The following is a 16,271-nucleotide window of genomic DNA, read 5'->3' on the forward strand; positions in this document are numbered from 1 at the left end:
TAAAATCAGCGTAGTAGAGCCCACTCAACCACTGTGTCTTGCTCGACAATCCAAAAATAATTGAGGGGCTAGGACTTTTGTCCCAGCCTCTTTTTATCGTGCTTTGGGATTTTCATTTGTTATGGAATAATATTTTTATTTTAAATTTTGTAACAGAAATGATAAATACTAGTTAAAGAGGACTTGCGTAGATGCTTGGGAATCAAGCGTTTGTTGTGTTTTCAGGCGGAGGAATATTTGCCAACAAATTGCAATACAAATTAACTGATTTTGTAATAATTCTAGTGTATACTATTAAGAGTAGATCACAGGTCTACATTGTTGCAAGGGGAGAACTTCCCACATACATGTCTATTGACAATAAAACTTGATCGTAATATCGCTGTTAGTAAAATGAGAGTTTGAACATAGTGTAGATTTTATCGACCTTTTTCATATTAAAAAATATTTTTCAAATTCCCCTTGCGCAAGCTCTTCCGGATTCCTCCGGGAGAGTTTTTTCTTGTTAAGGAGAAAAAGATAGAATGCCTTTTGAGTCTACTTTGAAAGAGTGGCTCAGCAGCTATTATTTATGGTAAAATAGAACATATTCGTCGAGGGGAAGGAGTGAAGACTTTGTTGAAGATTTTTGTGTTAGAAGATGAGTGGATCCAGCAATCACGAATCGAATCGGTCTTGCAGGAACTTATCGCTCAGAAGTCCTTGCAATGCAAAGCGCCAGAAGTGTTTGGGAAATCAAGCCAGTTGCTAGATGCTATCACAGAGAGAGGCGCTCATCACCTATTCTTTTTAGATATCGAGATTAAAGGTGAGGAGAAAAAAGGTCTGGAGATTGCAAAAGAGATTCGTAAGAAAGACCCCCATGCGACCATTGTCTTTGTCACCACTCACTCTGAATTCATGCCCATTACCTTTCAGTACAAAGTAGCCGCCTTGGATTTTATCGATAAAACGCTGGGTGAGGAAGAGTTCAGAGAGAGAATCAGCTCAGCCATCGATTATACCTTGGAGCAAGCTGGGACCACGATTGCACAAGATGCTTTTACATTTGAGAGTGCGATGGCGCGTGTACAAGTTCCCTTTAATAAGATTTTGTATGTTGAAACGTCTCCAACTATTCACAAGGTCATTTTACACACCCAGGATGAGCGCTTGGAATTTTACGCTAGTATTGCCGATATCGAAAAAGCAGATCCCCGCTTGTATCGGTGCCACCGCTCCTTTGTGGTGAATCCACAAAATATTACGAAGATTGATAAGGAAGCCAAGAAAGCTTTTTTTGAAAATGGGGACAATTGCTTGATCTCACGGACCAAGTATAGAGGCTTACTGGAAGCTTTGAAAAAATAGAAGGGAGAAGGAATTGCTGTTAGATATTCTAATGTCTTACCTAAAGTTCTTCGTCAGCATGCTGATCTATCGTCATATCAGTAGACAAGAGTTCGCTTGGCGCTGGCTCTTTTTGTGCCCTTTCTTCTTTGCAGTCGTCTTTACCCTTGTGCCACCGGTAGGCTTTTTTGGCTATTTCTTAGTATTTATTGCCTATAGTTTCTATCGAAATCGTAACATACGACACCTCTTGAACATTTTTTATGGGCTCTACCCGGTTGTCGTGGAGAGTCTCATTGGGCGTCTCTTAGCCTTTTATGTCTTTCCGATGCTAGGGATTGTACTTGTTCGTGAGGCATCTGTCAGCTGGTATGATGCTCTACTTGAATTGCTGGTCTTTCCTGTTTATATAGGAATCACTAAATTGTTAAAACTAGATTTTACAGATCTAAAAGTAGGCTTTCAACGGCAGTATTTTAATCGTTTCTTACTCCCGATGGATCTTTCCATGTTTGTGTATTTGCTCAGTGTTGTAGGTCTGGTGGTTTTTGAGGATATTATTCCGCATGCAGATGCTTTGCGGAAACAGTTAAATAGTATTTATTTGATTTTGTTTTTTGTGATGCTCTTGTATTTCAATGCAGTGTCCAAAGAACGATTGAAACAAGAGATTCTGGAACAAAAAGATAGGCAACTGCAGGAGTTAGCCACCTATAGCCAACACGTCGAAATGCTCTACGGGGAGATTCGTGCCTTTCGTCATGATTACCTGAATATTTTAACCAGTCTCAAATTAAGTATTGAGCACGAAGACCTCAATGCGATCAGGGAAGTCTATGAGAATGTTCTCCGAGAGAGTGGCCAACAATTTTACGATAGCAAGTTTGATATTGCCAAACTCAGTCACATCGAAAATCCAGCTGTAAAAAGTGTTCTGTCCGCAAAATTGTTGGAAGCTCAAAATAAAGGGATTGGGATCTCTGTCGAGATCGATGAACCTGTTCGTGATCTATTCATCGAGGTTTTAGATTTCATCACCTTCTTATCCATCCTTTGTGACAATGCTATTGAAGCGAGTCTTGAATCAGATGACCCACAGCTGACTCTTGTCATGCTCCAGGAGGAAAACTCCCTCACCTTAATAGTTGAAAATAGTACAAAAGCTGAAAAAATAGATCTGGCGAGAATTTTTGAAAAGGACTACTCAAGTAAAGGAGATGGCCGCGGTCTTGGCTTGTACAAGATCCAACAATTACTGGAAAAATATCCCAAAACGACAGTGTCTACCAAGAGTTCAAACTACCGATTTACTCAGAGCTTGACCTTTTGGAAGGAATAATGGAAGAGAGAGTGGGACAGAAATCGGTCATTCGTTAGAATTCGATTTCATCGTCCCACCTCCGCACAGTTGAGTAGGGCTGTAAAAGCTGATAAAATCAGCGTAGTAGAGCCCACTCAACCACTGCATCTTGCTCGACATCCAAAAACAATTGAGAGGCTAGGACTTTTGTCCCAGCCCCTTTTTTGACCATTCACGACGATTTTTTGACCGATTCTGACAGAGAGCCTCCAAGGCTTTCTCTTTGACGTATAATGGACACAAGATCAATAAGAAAAGAGGGATCGTATGTTTCAGGTAGCATCTATTACAAAATCATTTAAGGAGAAATCTGTATTAAAGGGGGTGTCTTTTTCGATAGAAGAAGGAGACAAAATTGCCTTGCTGGGAAATAATGGAGCAGGAAAAAGTACCCTGTTCAACATTATCGCTGGGCAGCTCCAGGCCGATTTGGGAACGATAAAGACTTCGCTTGATTTTCAAAGAGAAATTGGGATGATGCCTCAGGGAGATCTGCTCATCGAGGATCTAACCGTTGCTGAATTCGTCGAATTAAAAAGCCGGATGAATCAGCAGAAGCAGGCTGATATCAATGGACTCTTAGAAATGGTCGAATTGAGAGAATCAAGAGAGCAGATGGTGGGAAGTCTTTCTGGTGGTCAAAAGAGGCGCTTGTCCTTATTGTTAACCATTTTGAATCATCCAAAGTTGATTTTTTTAGATGAGCCAACGACTGGCATGGACTTGGAAGCAGTGGATAATTTTTGGAAATTACTGGAGCAGCAAGAGTTTACATCTGTTGTGGTGACCCATGATTTTAACCAAATCGATGCCTTTTTTACAAAAGTCTTGATTTTAAAAGATGGTCGAATTGCTGCCACAAAGTCTGTCGAGGACATTCACCAGGCTGGTCAAACCATTGAGCAGTATTTCCGAGAAGAGATGAATAAAGGAGGGGAACAAGCATGAAAAAGATTCAATTAAAACAAGTTTTACGAAATAAGCGCTTTGTATTATTCACCATTATTTTACCCATAGGCTGGTATATCTTCTTTTATCAGCTTCAAAAAGGGGTTTCGCCAAGTATTTTATTAGGTATTGCCGTATTTATCGGGGTCATTGGCAATAGCCTTGCAACCTTTAGTAAGCGAATCGCCTCAGATATCGGTTTTTATTCTTTTGAATCCCACTTTACAAGCTATAGTGTCAAAAACTATTTATGGGATCAAAGCATCGTACAACTGATTTTGAACAGCTTGATCTTTTTAGCAGTGCTAGTAGTTGCTGTTCTAGGTTTTCACTTTCCAGTGACGACTAGCCTGTTGGTACAATTTTTCCTCTTATCCTTGATGGGGATCTACTTTAGCGTGATTGGCTTTGTTCTTGGGGTCAGGGTAGATGCTAAGACGATTGATACCATTGGCTTTCCTGTTATTATTTTGGCCGCTATGACCATTATTCCCTTTGATACGCTTGGCGCGAGTGGAGGATTTATGGACTTGGTTGTCAAGCTACAACGGGCTTTCCCAGGCTATTATTATACAAAGCTGATCCAAGATTTGACCGAGAAACAAACGATCGATGCCACCCAATTAGGACTCTTTGTTGCTGTATTTGGATTGAATTTGCTATTTTTCTATCTGCTCGTACCCAAAGGGAAAATGAGGAACTAAGAACAGTTAAAAAAGCCTTGAATTTTCAAGGCTTTTTCTTTGCTATAAAACGGTTATTCGGTATTCGTTCGTCAAATACTTGGAAAGATCTTGCTATTCTAAAATTCTAATGGAGGGCTTTTTTATTACATGCTAATAGAAAAAATCAATGCCGTAGTTTTCTTTTAGATAGGTCGCTAACTCGGCTTTTTCTTCCTCTCTAAATCGACAGAGGCTAAGGGCGAGACGCAATTTCAAGGTGCTTGTATTGATGATGATGTTTGACTTAGAAATATCTTCTAGCTGGGTGACTTCTCTGAGGTTAAAATCTAAATAGCAAGCCTTGCTGTTGACATGATCAGGGTCGCTGACGTCCACTTCAACATACGATGCTCGCAACAATTCTTCTTTGGAAATGAAGATTTCTTTTGAGAAGAAGAGTCCGGGATAGACCTCAATACCTTCAAAGGTGAATTCAAAGGAGACTCTGTGGCTAGTCAGTCTTTTGATGCCTGCAATTGTTGCGTAGATAGCAGCGAAAAAGAGAATGGTTGAAATCACAGTGGGAAGATTTAGTTGAGAAAAGTCGATCAATCCATGAGCGGGAGAAAAGAAAAATTGAAAGGATACACCCGCCGCAAAGATTAGATAACCGACACCAACAAATTTTGAATAATAGATTTTCATTTTGGACTCCTTACATTTCAAATGCATGAAAACTTGGAATTTCAAGTACCCTTATCATAGCGGATTCGGTGAAGAGCTGTCAAATGTTTGGTAGGGTTCTTGTGATTAGATCATTTCAGGTTATGGTATACTAGATGGAAAGTGTGGCTAGGAGTGAAATGAAAAGCTGCTGTAGAAATCATAACCGGGTCAATGCTGGTAAGAAAGGAAGACAAATGGTAACACCCCTGATATTTATTATTTCTCTCGTCTTGCTTTTGCGTCGTTTTACAAGCAAACGTTCACGAAAGATCATTGGATTCTTATATGCTTCATTTGCAGTCTGGTTTGTTTATTCGATCCTTACTTATGGAAGCTACACCCTCCAGCCTGGTCAAAGTGTTCAATTGAGAGTTTATCCCAATACGGATCAGCTAGAATATAGGTCGGAACTCCAGTTTAAAAAATTTGATGATGCTAAGTTAAAATTGTCCGGTCGAAAAGGTTGGGGGATGAAAGATAGTCACATAGTCTATAATGTTGAAAAGCAAACAATAACGGAGCTCATTTTTTTAAAAGACAAAACAGATCGTAAAGACTTACCAAATGATAAAAGTAAGAGTTTCTATTTAGAAAACGATGGAATAGTGATTCAAGGGGAAGTAGAGGAAGTATTTGGGGTGACGGAACGAAAGCCCTACAACATCACCATCACCAATGTAGACGATAAACCAGCCCACTTTGAAGCGCGAGTGGTGGACCGGTGAACTGTGAACTGGACCTCCATCTACTCCAGCCGCTTCAGTCCAAAGAATTGGGACGATGTGACCGTCAAGGATATTTGGAGAGAGGATTTTGGAAAGTGATGTCGGAGCTATTTGTCCGGCATCTTTTTATGAATAATCGTTATTGTTACTTTTGTGCGTGTGATATGATATAATAAAAGCACAGAAGTAACAACAATAGGAATGCTGAAATGATTCAAAAACAAATACAGGAAATGCTAGATCATCAGTCTATTATTAGAACATCTGATGTAGTTAAAAAAGGGATCCCAAAGCCTTACCTAAATCGAATGGTGGAAAATGGTCAACTCATAAAGGTTGCCAGAGGGATTTATATCACCGATTGGTCTCAGTATGATGAGTATGCCATTTTCCAACTCCAACATCAAAAAGTGATTTATTCTTATCTATCAGCATTGTATCTCCATGGGCTGATAGATGTTATCCCTAAATACAAAGAAGTGACGGTCTATACAGGTTATAATCCTCATCGATTTCCTAAGGAGGTAAAAAGGCATTTCATCCAGAAAGAATTGTATGAAGTCGGTGTGACAAAGCTACAAACGTCCTTCGGAAATGAAGTAAGGGTATATGATTTGGAGAGATCGATATGCGATCTCATTCGCGAGCGACAAAAGATAGATGTGGAAATATTTTCGACTTCTTTAAAGAGATATATTCAATCTTCAAAAAAAGATCTACGAAAACTCTACAAATATGCGCGAGAGTTTCATGTGCTCGAAAACGTCCAATCATTGATGGAGGTCTTATATGAATAAAGATAGATTGATTGCTCTGTGCCATAAAATTTCAAACGAAAAACAGGTAGATTTCAATGTTGTGCTAACTTATTATTTTCTAGAAACGATACTTGCAAAGATAGCATCTAGTCCGTATAGTCATAACTTTGTATTCAAGGGAGGATTTCTTTTATCCAATATTATTGGTGTTGAAAGTCGAACAACTTCTGATATGGATTTTATTTTAGAACAATTTAAGATGGACAAATCTCTACTAGAAAGTACTTTAAAGGAAATCCTAACTGATGATTTGGTTCATTATGAAATTACTAAGATAAGTGAAATTAAAGATGAAGATCCTTATGGTGGTTATCGAATCCATATTTTATGTCGGCTTGATAATATACGTCAGACAATTCCTTTAGATATTGCGACTGGTGATCCTATTACTCCCAAATCCGTTTCCTATCGTTATCATAGTCTCTTTCAAGAGATTGACTATGAGATCGTGGCCTATAATTTGGAGACAATATTGGCTGAAAAATTAGAAACGATTTATCGAAGATCTTTCTTTAACACTCGAAGCAAGGATTTTTATGATGTGTATGTAATTTATAGTATGGAAAAAAGCCGATTGGATAGTAAAAAGCTTCGATCAGCTTGCGAGGCAACATTTTCCTATCGTCAGACAACGTTAGATGTAGTAGATTTTCAAAATATGATTGATGAGATGAAGGATGATATAACATTGGCGCGTCATTGGGAAAATTATCAGTCTCATTACCCTTATGCAACTTCTATTTCTTTCAGGGATGTTTTGGAAGTTGTTCAACAGCTATTGTTAGAATTATGATACCTAATATAGACTTTCATTAACAAACTACCTCCGAGGTGGTTTTGAGATTATAACGATGTGTTAGATAAAAGCGAGCTTTGTCATGAAGCTCGCTTATTTGTATTCATAAAAAAGTGAGCTAAGTACTCTTAAGACAAGCAAAAAAGCCTTGGTTTTCAAGGCTTTTTGTGCATAAAAAATGCCCCCTACATGAATTTGGAAGGCTTTTTCATCTTAAAAGTAATTAAAAATATTGAAATATAAGTGATTTTAGGAAGATACTTGAAGTGATTTTAAATGAAATTATTTAAAAATGGGGCAAAAGTGGGGCAAACACGAATGACTCATAGAGGTTTCCTATTTGGTTTGAAAACCTATAATACCTAATGATTATGCTATACTAGATATATAGTGTTGTTATAAATAAATGTCAGTGCGAGTTCAAATCGGAGGATAAAATGGAAAAACAAATTAATGAAAAAAAGCCTTGGTTCCCAAAGCTTTTTTTATGTTATAAACTCATTAAAACAACTCCCAGTAAGGTGTGGAATGTTTTTTAGTCTGTGTCATATAAAAATAAATAGAATGAATAGCTATAGCTAGAGCTAAAATGGTTGTAATACTTACTACTATTATAGGATTAGAAGCAAAGATTAAAGAGAGAATCAAGGCAGCCAGATAGAGTGTAGCTTGGACACAGTAGTAACTTTTCGAATAGCGAAGATAGTGTTTGTTATAGGGCCCATTTGCTAGGACAGCAGCTTGGAAGAGGCCAATTCCGATATAAAAGAAGCTGGTTGCAAAGAGAAGATTAGTTTCAGGATTCAGAAGAAAACTCATCGAAACGGTCATCATAAGAAGTCCAATGAAAATAGGATAGTGACTGTAAATTAGAAATAGTCCCTTTTGATTAGATTCTTCATCAATAGCATGGTCGAATTGAACAAAATAAAACAAGAACAGAGAAAGCATAATAATGAAATAAAGAACCGAATAAATCGAGAAATTCTCGATTGTAAAGAAGTTAACTAGCCCCATAATCATCTCTCCAAACGTAATAATGACAAGAAGGGAGATGCGCTCGATTAAATGGGGGAGAACTATCTGGAAATGATCATCTTTACTAATCGAGGTAATTGGCGTAATAAATGTTAGCAGAATACTAGCATAAAGGATATAGACTCCAATGTAAATAGGAAGAAGAGCTGCTAGATAGATTTCTAAACTTCGTAGACCTGTTATCCATAGAAAACCTTTGATACTTTCCCTATGAACATTATCGGTTGATTTTTTAAAAAACTCAACCAAATATTGAAAAAATAAGGTAAGGGTTAATGTACCAATAGCCCAACAGACATAATGAAAATATTGTTGCCAATCATCTTTAATCAAATTGGATATAAAGAGTAAAAGTCCCATATTGATAAACATGATTACCATGTTAAATACAGAGTTCTTTCCATAGCGATTGGTATAAACGGTTTGAATCATCCAGGCATTGATGAGAAGCAAGACAGACATGAAAAAATCAAGCAAAGAATTCCAAGTCAAAATACCGTTATGAAGATGGTGAATTAAAGCAGTTACTTTTGAAATCGCAAAAACAAAAACTAGATCATAAAAAAGTTCTGAATAATTTACACGTTTATGTTTAACAAGAGTTGTCATCTCAAGTCCTTTCCATTCTAGAAGTACGATTTATTATAACAGAAAATGGTAATGAGAGAAAAGGATATGCTTAAATAACTTCATGTGACGCGAATTGTCAAAACCTTGGAGCACATTTACCTCATGTACCAACTTACAGGCGGAGTGTTTGATGATTGGTAATAAAGAATGGGTAATGAAAAAATTATCGAAATGGATAGGGAATATCCCTTTTTATTTTGCTTTAAATCAGATTTTTGGATGGAATAGTAGATGATAAGACAAAATATCTTTGAAGATACAAAAAGACAAACGCCAAAAATGACGTCTGTCTACGTTCTGAGGTAGCCTTTAGGCTCCCTTTTTTCTTAGAAAATACCGATGAGTAATTGCATGCCAAGACTAGTCAGGATGATAGCAATCCAGCAAAGGGCTCCAAGAAGAATGGATTTTCCACTGGATTTGATCATAGCAACGAGGTTAGTTTTGAGACCAATAGCACTCATAGCCATGATGATGAGGAATTTGGAGAGCTGTTTGAGAGGTGAAAAGAAGCTATTGCTAACACCAAAAGAAGTAAGGACGGTAGTTAGCAGAGAAGCTAGGATGAAGTAGAGAATGAAAACGGGGAAGATTTTTTTAAGCTTTACTCCTTGGTTGTTGTCTTGTTGACGGCTTTGCCAATAGGAGAGGAAGAGAGTAATAGGGATAATAGCTAAGGTACGAGTCAGTTTGACAATGGTTGCAGATTCTAGAGTATTGGTATGATACAGACTATCCCAGGCGCTAGCTGTGGCTGTTACAGAGGAAGTATCGTTGACCGCAGTACCCGCAAAGAGAGCAAAACCTTCGTTGGAGAGATGGAGCCAAGAACCTAGAGTTGGAAAGATAAGAGCTGCCAAGACATTGAAGAAAAAGATAACAGAAATGGCTTGGGCTACTTCTTTTTCCTTGGCGTGAATAACAGGAGCAGTCGCTGCAATGGCAGAACCGCCACAGATAGAAGAGCCTACCCCAATCAAGGTAGCTAGCTTTGTATCCATGTTAAAAAATCGTTGGAAAAAGAAAGCAATAATTAAAGCGATAGAAATAGTCGAAAGGATGACAGGAAGGGAAGATTTTCCAACTGCGAAAACTTGAGAGATATTGAGTCCAAAACCAAGTAAGATAACAGCATACTGAAGCAATTTTTTGGAGCTATAAGTCAAACCAGCATCCAGTTGTTTATAGGGAGTGAGAAAGGGGTAGAGAATCATTCCGATAAAAATGGCGAAAACAGGTGCTCCCACAACAGGCAGAAAGCCTCCTAAAACCCAAGAGATGATAGAAATGATCAGACAGGCTAACAGTCCTGCCCAATTTTTTGATAGAAATGACATAAAAACCTCCGAAAATAAATACCCCTTATTATAATCTTATTTATCAGAAAAGTAAAATAGAAAATAGAAAGTAGGAATAAGGTAGTAAATTAACGGAATTTTGCGGTCAGAGAGCTTTTTGTAATATAATAGATATATGTTCTTTGATCAATAAGGATGCAAATGTGGCATATGTTATTGAAAAAAATGAATTTGATGAGTCTGGACATGTGAAGTAATTATGTGAGATAAGAAAATAAATAAGAGAGTTGAAAATGTACTGATCCCAAAAGTTAGATTTTTTTCTGTCTAACTTTTGGGATCAGTACATATCCTCGCTTTTTTAATCTAATAGGTCCTTATTTTCAATTAAGAGTTCTAGTGGGGATTTATCTCTTGCTACAATAAAACCAGGTTCATATTGGTTATGAAATGTTCTTTTCTGAGAAGTTGGATCAACATACAACTCATCTCCATCTTCTGTGTATAGTTGGTTGCCTCTTGTTAGGTAAAGTAAATCCTCTAAGTACTGTCCATCAGTTTCTAGAAAATGTTCGATGTATTTGACAGCCTTTAAGATCTCACTTACTTTATCAGAGTATTCATTCGATTCAAGAACACTCTTTTCTAATTCAATCTCCTTACTTGTTCCAAAAAGTTGAGTTGGAGTTGCATTAAAATATTCTGCTATCTTATCTAAATTTGCAAAGGTAGGATAGCTTTTTTGTTTTTCGTAGTCAGAGATGTCTGGAAAGATTGCTCATAAAAAAATGTGGGGCAAATGATGGGGCAAATCAGTTATAGACAAACAAAAAAGCCTTGTAAATCAAGGCTTTTTCCTGTTGTATGTAGATGCCCCCTACAGGGCTCGAACCTGTGACCCATAGATTAAGAGTCTACTGCTCTACCAACTGAGCTAAGGAGGCAAATATAAAAAGCTGTATTGGTGCCGATACTTCACGATTTGTATTGAACCCGCGCAATTAAGCAGGTGGGCAACTCGCTCTGACTTAGCTGCTTCCGCGTGAAACGGCCTGCATACTGCCAGAAGTCTTTTGTTTCCCTAATAATACAAAAAATAGTCGGTCAACACTTAAGTGTGAAGTCGTACACCACAGCGTTTCTATATGTATATGATACCACATTTTGAAAATATTTCAAGGAAAAATCTCAATTTTTTGAAACCGATGTCACTTTTTCTTAAATTGATCAATCTTCTCCTTGGTGGCTCCGAGAGCACGCTCGTACTTGCCATTTTCATTGGGAATAAAGTAGGAAGCGTGTTTGAGCTTGTCTGGCAAGTAGTCCTGATTGACCCAGTTGCCAGGGTAGTTGTGAGGGTATTTATAGTTTTGTGCATTTCCCAGTTCCTTGCTTCCGGCATAATGACCATCGCGGAGGTGGCGAGGAATAGGAAGGTTGCCAGAACTTCTAAGATCAGCTAGCGCCTTGTCCATGGCAACGTAGGCTGAGTTAGATTTAGGCGAAAGGGCAAGATCGATGACGATGTTGGCGATGAGAATGCGGGCCTCAGGAAAGCCGATGCGCTCCGCTGCTTGAAGGGCTGTTACGGTATGAATCTGCGCATCTGGATTGGCCAGACCGATATCCTCATAAGCGATGACAGTCAAGCGACGAGCGAGACTGGGTAGATCTCCGGCTTCGATCAAACGAGCGGCATAGTGGAGACTAGCATCGACATCCGAACCACGGATAGATTTTTGCAGGGCAGAGAGCACATCGTAGTGGCCGTCTCCATCTTTGTCCATGGTGATGTAGCTACGCTGGAGGCTATTTTCCATGATCTCTAGCGTAATATGGCGGATGCCTTCTGCATTTTCAGAAGTTGACAACACCGCCAGATCGAGAGAATTAAAGGCAGAGCGAAGATCTCCATTGGTCGAGGTAGCGATGAAATCCAAAGCGTCCTCGTCAAGCACGACTGGAAAGTCAAAGCCACGCTCGGGATCATCCAACGCTGTCTTCAGAGCTTGCTTGACCTCCTCCGTCGTCAACGGTTCCAGCTCAAAGATTTGTACGCGGCTACGAATAGCGGGTGTGACAGAGAAAAAGGGATTTTCAGTCGTTGCACCGATCATGATGACCAGACCACTTTCGAGCAAAGGCAGGAGAAAATCTTGCTTGGTTTTATCGAGGCGATGGATCTCGTCCAAGAGCAGGACTAAGCCACCAGAAAATTTAGCTTCCTCTGCGATTTCTTGTAGGCGTTTTTTACTGTCAACCGTTGCATTAAAGGTTCGAAAGGCATACTTGGTGGTCCCTGCGATCGCGGAAGCAATACTGGTCTTTCCGATCCCCGGAGGTCCATAGAGAATCATAGAGGACAGACGATTGGCCTCGACCATGCGACGAATGATTTTGCCTTCTCCAACCAGGTGCTGTTGACCGATGACTTGATCGATCGTCCGTGGTCGCATACGGAGTGCGAGATTGTCGGGCATTTCCTTCTCCTTTCTAGCTTTGTCTCCTTTCAAAGAGGCGGTTTTTATGGTAAGATTGTAGTAACTATTGTATCATATTCCGCTCTAAGAGTGGGAAATTAGAAAGAGGACGCTATGTCTAAATACGGATTTTTGGATGTTTTAGAAGAGGAGATGGACAAGGTTTTTCCTTTTGATTTTGAGATCAATTGGGATAAGAAAAACCATGCTGTAGAAGTGGCTTTTCTCTTGGAAGCACAGAATACGGGAGGGGTTGCACTGGTTGATGAAGTTGGCGAAGAATCTGATGAGGATATTTTCTTTGAAGAAGCCGTGCTCTTCTACAATCCTGCCAAGTCTTATGTGGAAGAAGATGCCTATTTAACAGCGATTCCTTATGAGCCTAAAAAAGGCTTGTCTCGTGAATTTCTAGCTTATTTTGCGACTTTCCTCCGAGATACAGCTGAGCTGGCCTTGGATGAGCTCATGGATTTCTTAGCAGACGAAGAAGCAGAGAGCTTTGAGATCGTCTGGAACCAAGAAGTCTTTGAAGAAGGCAAAGTTGGCCTGGAAGAAAGCGCCTTTTATCCCTATCCGAGATACTAGGAGGGAAAGCTCATGCTTGAGGATTGCATAGAAGCACGGTTTGAATTTACGGGTTGTAAGATTGCCTTGATTTGTGATGGGCAAATTTTGACCATCTTGCGTGATGATAAAGAGACTATTCCCTGGCCTAATCTGTGGGAGTTACCGGGCGGTGGCCGTGAAGAGGATGAGACCCCCTTTGAGTGCGTAGCGCGTGAAGTCTATGAAGAATTAAATATCCAACTGTCGAAAGATGACGTAATCTGGTCTCGGGTCTACCCCAGTATGCTAGATGAGAACAAGAAATCTGTCTTTTTAGTTGGGAAGTTGACGCAGGAACAGTTCGAAAGTATCATCTTTGGAGACGAGGGCCAGGGCTATAAGTTAGTGAGCTTTGAAGAGTTTTTAACTTCGGATCGGGTAGTTCCCCAATTACAAGAACGAGTGAGAGATTATGTGGAGAAAAGTTTATGATAAGACTTGAGAAAGCAGGAGCAGAGGATTTAGAAACCATTATTGCCATTCAAAGAGCTAGTTTTAAAGCAGTCTATGACAAATACCAAGATGAATATGATCCCTATCTAGAAGATCGCGAGCGAATCAAATGGAAATTAGTTGAGCGGCCCAATAGCTATTACTACTTTGTGAAAGAAGACGAAGAGAAGATTGGTTTTTTACGAATTCATACCAATGAAGAGTTAACGGAAGCTTGGTTGGGGACCGCAGCGATTCTGCCTCCGTATCAGGGAAAAGGGTATGGATCTAAAGGTTTGAGCTTGCTGGAAAAAGAATTTCCAACCATCACACAATGGGATTTGTGTACGGTGTTACAAGATGCAGGCATGGTCGCCTTCTACGAGAAGAATGGCTACCATCAAACCCATATCGAGCCTGAAAAAGAAGGCATGGATATGGTCTACATGAAAAAATTGATAGAGAAATAGAAAGGACGGTTCGGTTAAATTTCTAAACTGAACCCGCCCTAAACACTATACCAAAAAGATAAAATTCTCATAGACACAAGTGTCTTCAGAGAGTTTCCTATTTTGGCTTTGTGTTTTACGGGCTTGGTATCTTAATGATGGAAACATGGCAAGAGTTAAAAGTTACAGTGAAGCGTGAAGGGGAGGAGCTGGTCTCCAACCTCTTGATCGAGTTAGGTGCCCAAGGGGTCGCAATCGAAGACAGCATGGACTATGTGGGGAATGTCGACCGTTTCGGGGAGATTTTTCCTGAGGTCGAGCAGCAAGAAGAAATCGTGGTGACGGCCTACTACCCGGAAACGGTTGATGTAGCAGCGGTTGAAGCGGATTTGCAGGCTCGCTTGGCAGAATTGACCGACTTTATGGATCTGGGTGAGGTCAAGATGGGTACGACTGCCTTGGCTGAGGAAGACTGGGCAGACAACTGGAAGAAATACTATGAACCAGCTCGTATCACTCATGACTTGACCATCGTGCCGTCATGGACAGACTATGAGTCGACAGCGGGAGAAAAGATTATCAAGCTGGATCCTGGTATGGCCTTCGGAACAGGAACCCACCCGACAACCAAGATGAGCCTCTTTGCCTTAGAGCAGGTTCTCCGTGGTGGCGAAACGGTGCTAGATGTAGGAACTGGTTCAGGTGTCCTTTCCATTGCTAGCTCCCTTCTTGGTGCCAAGGAAATCTTTGCCTATGACTTGGATGACGTAGCGGTTCGCGTCGCTCAGGAAAATATTGAACTCAACCCAGGCATGGAAAACATCCATGTAGCCCCAGGCGATTTGCTGAAAGGCGTGGAGATTGAGGCAGATGTCATCGTGGCCAACATCCTGGCGGATATCCTTATCCATCTGACAGATGATGCTTATCGCTTGGTCAAGGATGAAGGTTATCTCATCATGAGTGGCATTATCAAGGACAAGTGGGACATGGTGCGCGAGTCGGCTGAGTCAGCAGGATTCTTCCTTGAAACCCACATGATCCAAGGGGAATGGAATGCCTGCGTCTTCAAGAAGACCAAGGATGTCTCCGGTGTGATTGGAGGCTAGCATGCAGCAGTATTTTGTAAAAGGTTTGGCTAGCTCACCTGTCACCATCGAGGACAAGGAAACCAGCAAGCACATGTTTCAGGTCATGCGCTTGAAAGAAGACGATGAGGTGACTTTAGTCTTTGATGATGGGATTAAGCGCTTGGCGCGCGTGGTCAATGTGGAGTCCCGTCAATTGGAGCTGATTGAAGAATTAGCTGACAATGTGGAACTGCCAGTTCAAGTGACCATTGCATCAGGCTTTCCCAAGGGAGATAAGCTGGAGTTCATCACTCAAAAAGTAACAGAACTCGGTGCCAGCCAAATCTGGGCCTTCCCTGCAGACTGGTCCGTTGCCAAGTGGGACGGCAAGAAGTTGGGTAAAAAGGTCGAAAAACTAGAAAAAATCGCCCTTGGAGCAGCTGAGCAAAGTAAGCGGAATCTAGTCCCAAGCATTACCCTTTTTGAGAAAAAGGCAGACTTTCTGGATCAATTCGGCCAGTTTGACCGGATTGTGGTGGCCTATGAAGAGTCTGCCAAAGAAGGAGAGGCGGCCGCTCTGATTCAGTCGCTGACCGGATTGGAAGCTGGAAGCAAATTGCTCTTTATCTTTGGGCCAGAGGGAGGCCTCTCCCCTGCAGAAATCGAAAGTTTTACAGCTAAAGGAGCCCTTCTTGCAGGACTTGGTCCTCGGATTCTTCGAGCAGAAACAGCTCCACTCTACGCTCTTAGCGCAGTGAGTGTTGTCACAGAATTAATGAACTAACGAAGTGAAGAAATCGCTTCGTTATTTTTTTACAAGAATGATGAAAGCAAGGTGGATCCCAGAATGATCTTCGAGAAGTATCCGTATATTAAAGTAGCTTCATTGGTTCCCATCTGC

Annotated in this window: 17 protein-coding genes, 1 tRNA gene and 1 other RNA gene; 12 read left to right on the forward strand and 7 right to left on the reverse strand. The window is 40.3% G+C overall.

The window, feature by feature from the left end:
- The first annotated feature begins 615 nt into the window (after nt 1-615).
- From HMPREF3002_RS00475 to HMPREF3002_RS00490, 4 genes are all read left to right on the forward strand, one after another.
- Nucleotides 616-1,350, forward strand: a complete 735-nt coding sequence (locus tag HMPREF3002_RS00475) for a response regulator transcription factor (RefSeq protein ID WP_031577029.1) — start codon at nt 616-618, stop codon at nt 1,348-1,350.
- Between the two features lie 31 nt (nt 1,351-1,381).
- Nucleotides 1,382-2,668 (forward strand): sensor histidine kinase, encoded by a 1,287-nt coding sequence (locus HMPREF3002_RS00480; protein WP_229100848.1) that lies wholly within the window; start codon nt 1,382-1,384, stop codon nt 2,666-2,668.
- Nucleotides 2,669-2,956: 288 nt separating this feature from the next.
- Nucleotides 2,957-3,637 carry an ABC transporter ATP-binding protein gene (locus HMPREF3002_RS00485; protein WP_070664759.1) on the forward strand — a complete coding sequence of 227 codons (681 nt, stop codon included), beginning with the start codon at nt 2,957-2,959 and terminating at the stop codon, nt 3,635-3,637.
- On the forward strand, nt 3,634-4,341 hold the full coding sequence (locus HMPREF3002_RS00490) for an ABC transporter (protein ID WP_070664761.1): 708 nt from the start codon (nt 3,634-3,636) through the stop codon (nt 4,339-4,341). The genes HMPREF3002_RS00485 and HMPREF3002_RS00490 overlap by 4 nt, the downstream gene beginning before the upstream one ends.
- 132 nt (nt 4,342-4,473) lie before the next feature.
- Here HMPREF3002_RS00490 and HMPREF3002_RS00495 read toward each other — a convergent pair whose 3' ends face one another.
- The gene (locus tag HMPREF3002_RS00495; RefSeq protein ID WP_070664763.1) at nt 4,474-5,007 is read right to left on the reverse strand and encodes a hypothetical protein; all 534 of its coding nucleotides are present in this window, start codon (nt 5,005-5,007) and stop codon (nt 4,474-4,476) included.
- Between the two features lie 215 nt (nt 5,008-5,222).
- Between HMPREF3002_RS00495 and HMPREF3002_RS00500 the strand changes: the two genes are divergently transcribed.
- The 3 genes from HMPREF3002_RS00500 (at nt 5,223) to HMPREF3002_RS00510 (ending at nt 7,364) form a co-directional block, all read left to right on the forward strand.
- The gene (locus HMPREF3002_RS00500; protein WP_003004154.1) at nt 5,223-5,753 is read left to right on the forward strand and encodes a hypothetical protein; all 531 of its coding nucleotides are present in this window, start codon (nt 5,223-5,225) and stop codon (nt 5,751-5,753) included.
- 209 nt (nt 5,754-5,962) lie between these two features.
- A complete protein-coding gene (locus HMPREF3002_RS00505) occupies nt 5,963-6,550 on the forward strand; it encodes a type IV toxin-antitoxin system AbiEi family antitoxin domain-containing protein (protein WP_003004721.1) in 588 nt (195 codons plus the stop codon).
- Nucleotides 6,543-7,364, forward strand: a complete 822-nt coding sequence (locus HMPREF3002_RS00510) for a nucleotidyl transferase AbiEii/AbiGii toxin family protein (protein ID WP_003004480.1) — start codon at nt 6,543-6,545, stop codon at nt 7,362-7,364. The genes HMPREF3002_RS00505 and HMPREF3002_RS00510 overlap by 8 nt, the downstream gene beginning before the upstream one ends.
- Before the next feature lie 504 nt (nt 7,365-7,868).
- On the opposite strand, the gene HMPREF3002_RS00515 is transcribed toward HMPREF3002_RS00510, so the two are convergent.
- The 6 genes from HMPREF3002_RS00515 to HMPREF3002_RS00535 all read right to left on the reverse strand — a co-directional run bounded on the left by HMPREF3002_RS00515 (nt 7,869) and on the right by HMPREF3002_RS00535 (nt 12,813).
- On the reverse strand, nt 7,869-9,014 hold the full coding sequence (locus HMPREF3002_RS00515) for a low temperature requirement protein A (RefSeq protein WP_049473941.1): 1,146 nt from the start codon (nt 9,012-9,014) through the stop codon (nt 7,869-7,871).
- A 347-nt stretch (nt 9,015-9,361) separates the two neighbouring features.
- Complete coding sequence (locus tag HMPREF3002_RS00520; RefSeq protein ID WP_031576934.1) at nt 9,362-10,372, reverse strand: YeiH family protein; 1,011 nt, start codon at nt 10,370-10,372, stop codon at nt 9,362-9,364.
- Between the two features lie 322 nt (nt 10,373-10,694).
- A complete protein-coding gene (locus HMPREF3002_RS10535) occupies nt 10,695-11,108 on the reverse strand; it encodes a helix-turn-helix domain-containing protein (protein WP_083312635.1) in 414 nt (137 codons plus the stop codon).
- Between the two features lie 96 nt (nt 11,109-11,204).
- Nucleotides 11,205-11,277: transfer RNA gene (locus HMPREF3002_RS00525), tRNA-Lys, on the reverse strand.
- A 5-nt stretch (nt 11,278-11,282) separates the two neighbouring features.
- Nucleotides 11,283-11,475, reverse strand: a non-coding RNA gene (ssrS, locus tag HMPREF3002_RS00530) — 6S RNA.
- A gap of 66 nt (nt 11,476-11,541) precedes the next feature.
- The gene (locus HMPREF3002_RS00535; protein WP_003013609.1) at nt 11,542-12,813 is read right to left on the reverse strand and encodes a replication-associated recombination protein A; all 1,272 of its coding nucleotides are present in this window, start codon (nt 12,811-12,813) and stop codon (nt 11,542-11,544) included.
- Between the two features lie 114 nt (nt 12,814-12,927).
- Here HMPREF3002_RS00535 and HMPREF3002_RS00540 point away from each other — a divergent pair, with 114 nt between their 5' ends.
- The 5 genes from HMPREF3002_RS00540 to HMPREF3002_RS00560 all read left to right on the forward strand — a co-directional run bounded on the left by HMPREF3002_RS00540 (nt 12,928) and on the right by HMPREF3002_RS00560 (nt 16,154).
- Nucleotides 12,928-13,398, forward strand: coding sequence for a DUF3013 family protein (locus HMPREF3002_RS00540; protein WP_070664765.1), 471 nt, complete (start codon nt 12,928-12,930; stop codon nt 13,396-13,398).
- 12 nt (nt 13,399-13,410) lie between these two features.
- On the forward strand, nt 13,411-13,851 hold the full coding sequence (locus HMPREF3002_RS00545) for an NUDIX hydrolase (protein ID WP_070664768.1): 441 nt from the start codon (nt 13,411-13,413) through the stop codon (nt 13,849-13,851).
- Nucleotides 13,848-14,321, forward strand: coding sequence for a GNAT family N-acetyltransferase (locus HMPREF3002_RS00550; RefSeq protein ID WP_070590347.1), 474 nt, complete (start codon nt 13,848-13,850; stop codon nt 14,319-14,321). Before HMPREF3002_RS00545 ends, HMPREF3002_RS00550 begins: the two co-directional genes overlap by 4 nt.
- A 137-nt stretch (nt 14,322-14,458) precedes the next feature.
- Nucleotides 14,459-15,409: a 50S ribosomal protein L11 methyltransferase gene (gene prmA / locus HMPREF3002_RS00555; protein ID WP_141754469.1), complete on the forward strand. Its 951-nt coding sequence runs from the start codon at nt 14,459-14,461 to the stop codon at nt 15,407-15,409.
- 1 nt (nt 15,410) lies between these two features.
- Nucleotides 15,411-16,154 (forward strand): 16S rRNA (uracil(1498)-N(3))-methyltransferase, encoded by a 744-nt coding sequence (locus tag HMPREF3002_RS00560; protein WP_070664772.1) that lies wholly within the window; start codon nt 15,411-15,413, stop codon nt 16,152-16,154.
- Nucleotides 16,155-16,271 lie beyond the last annotated feature (117 nt).

Source organism: Streptococcus sp. HMSC065E03 (assembly GCF_001815045.1).
Lineage (GTDB): Bacteria > Bacillota > Bacilli > Lactobacillales > Streptococcaceae > Streptococcus > Streptococcus parasanguinis_AD.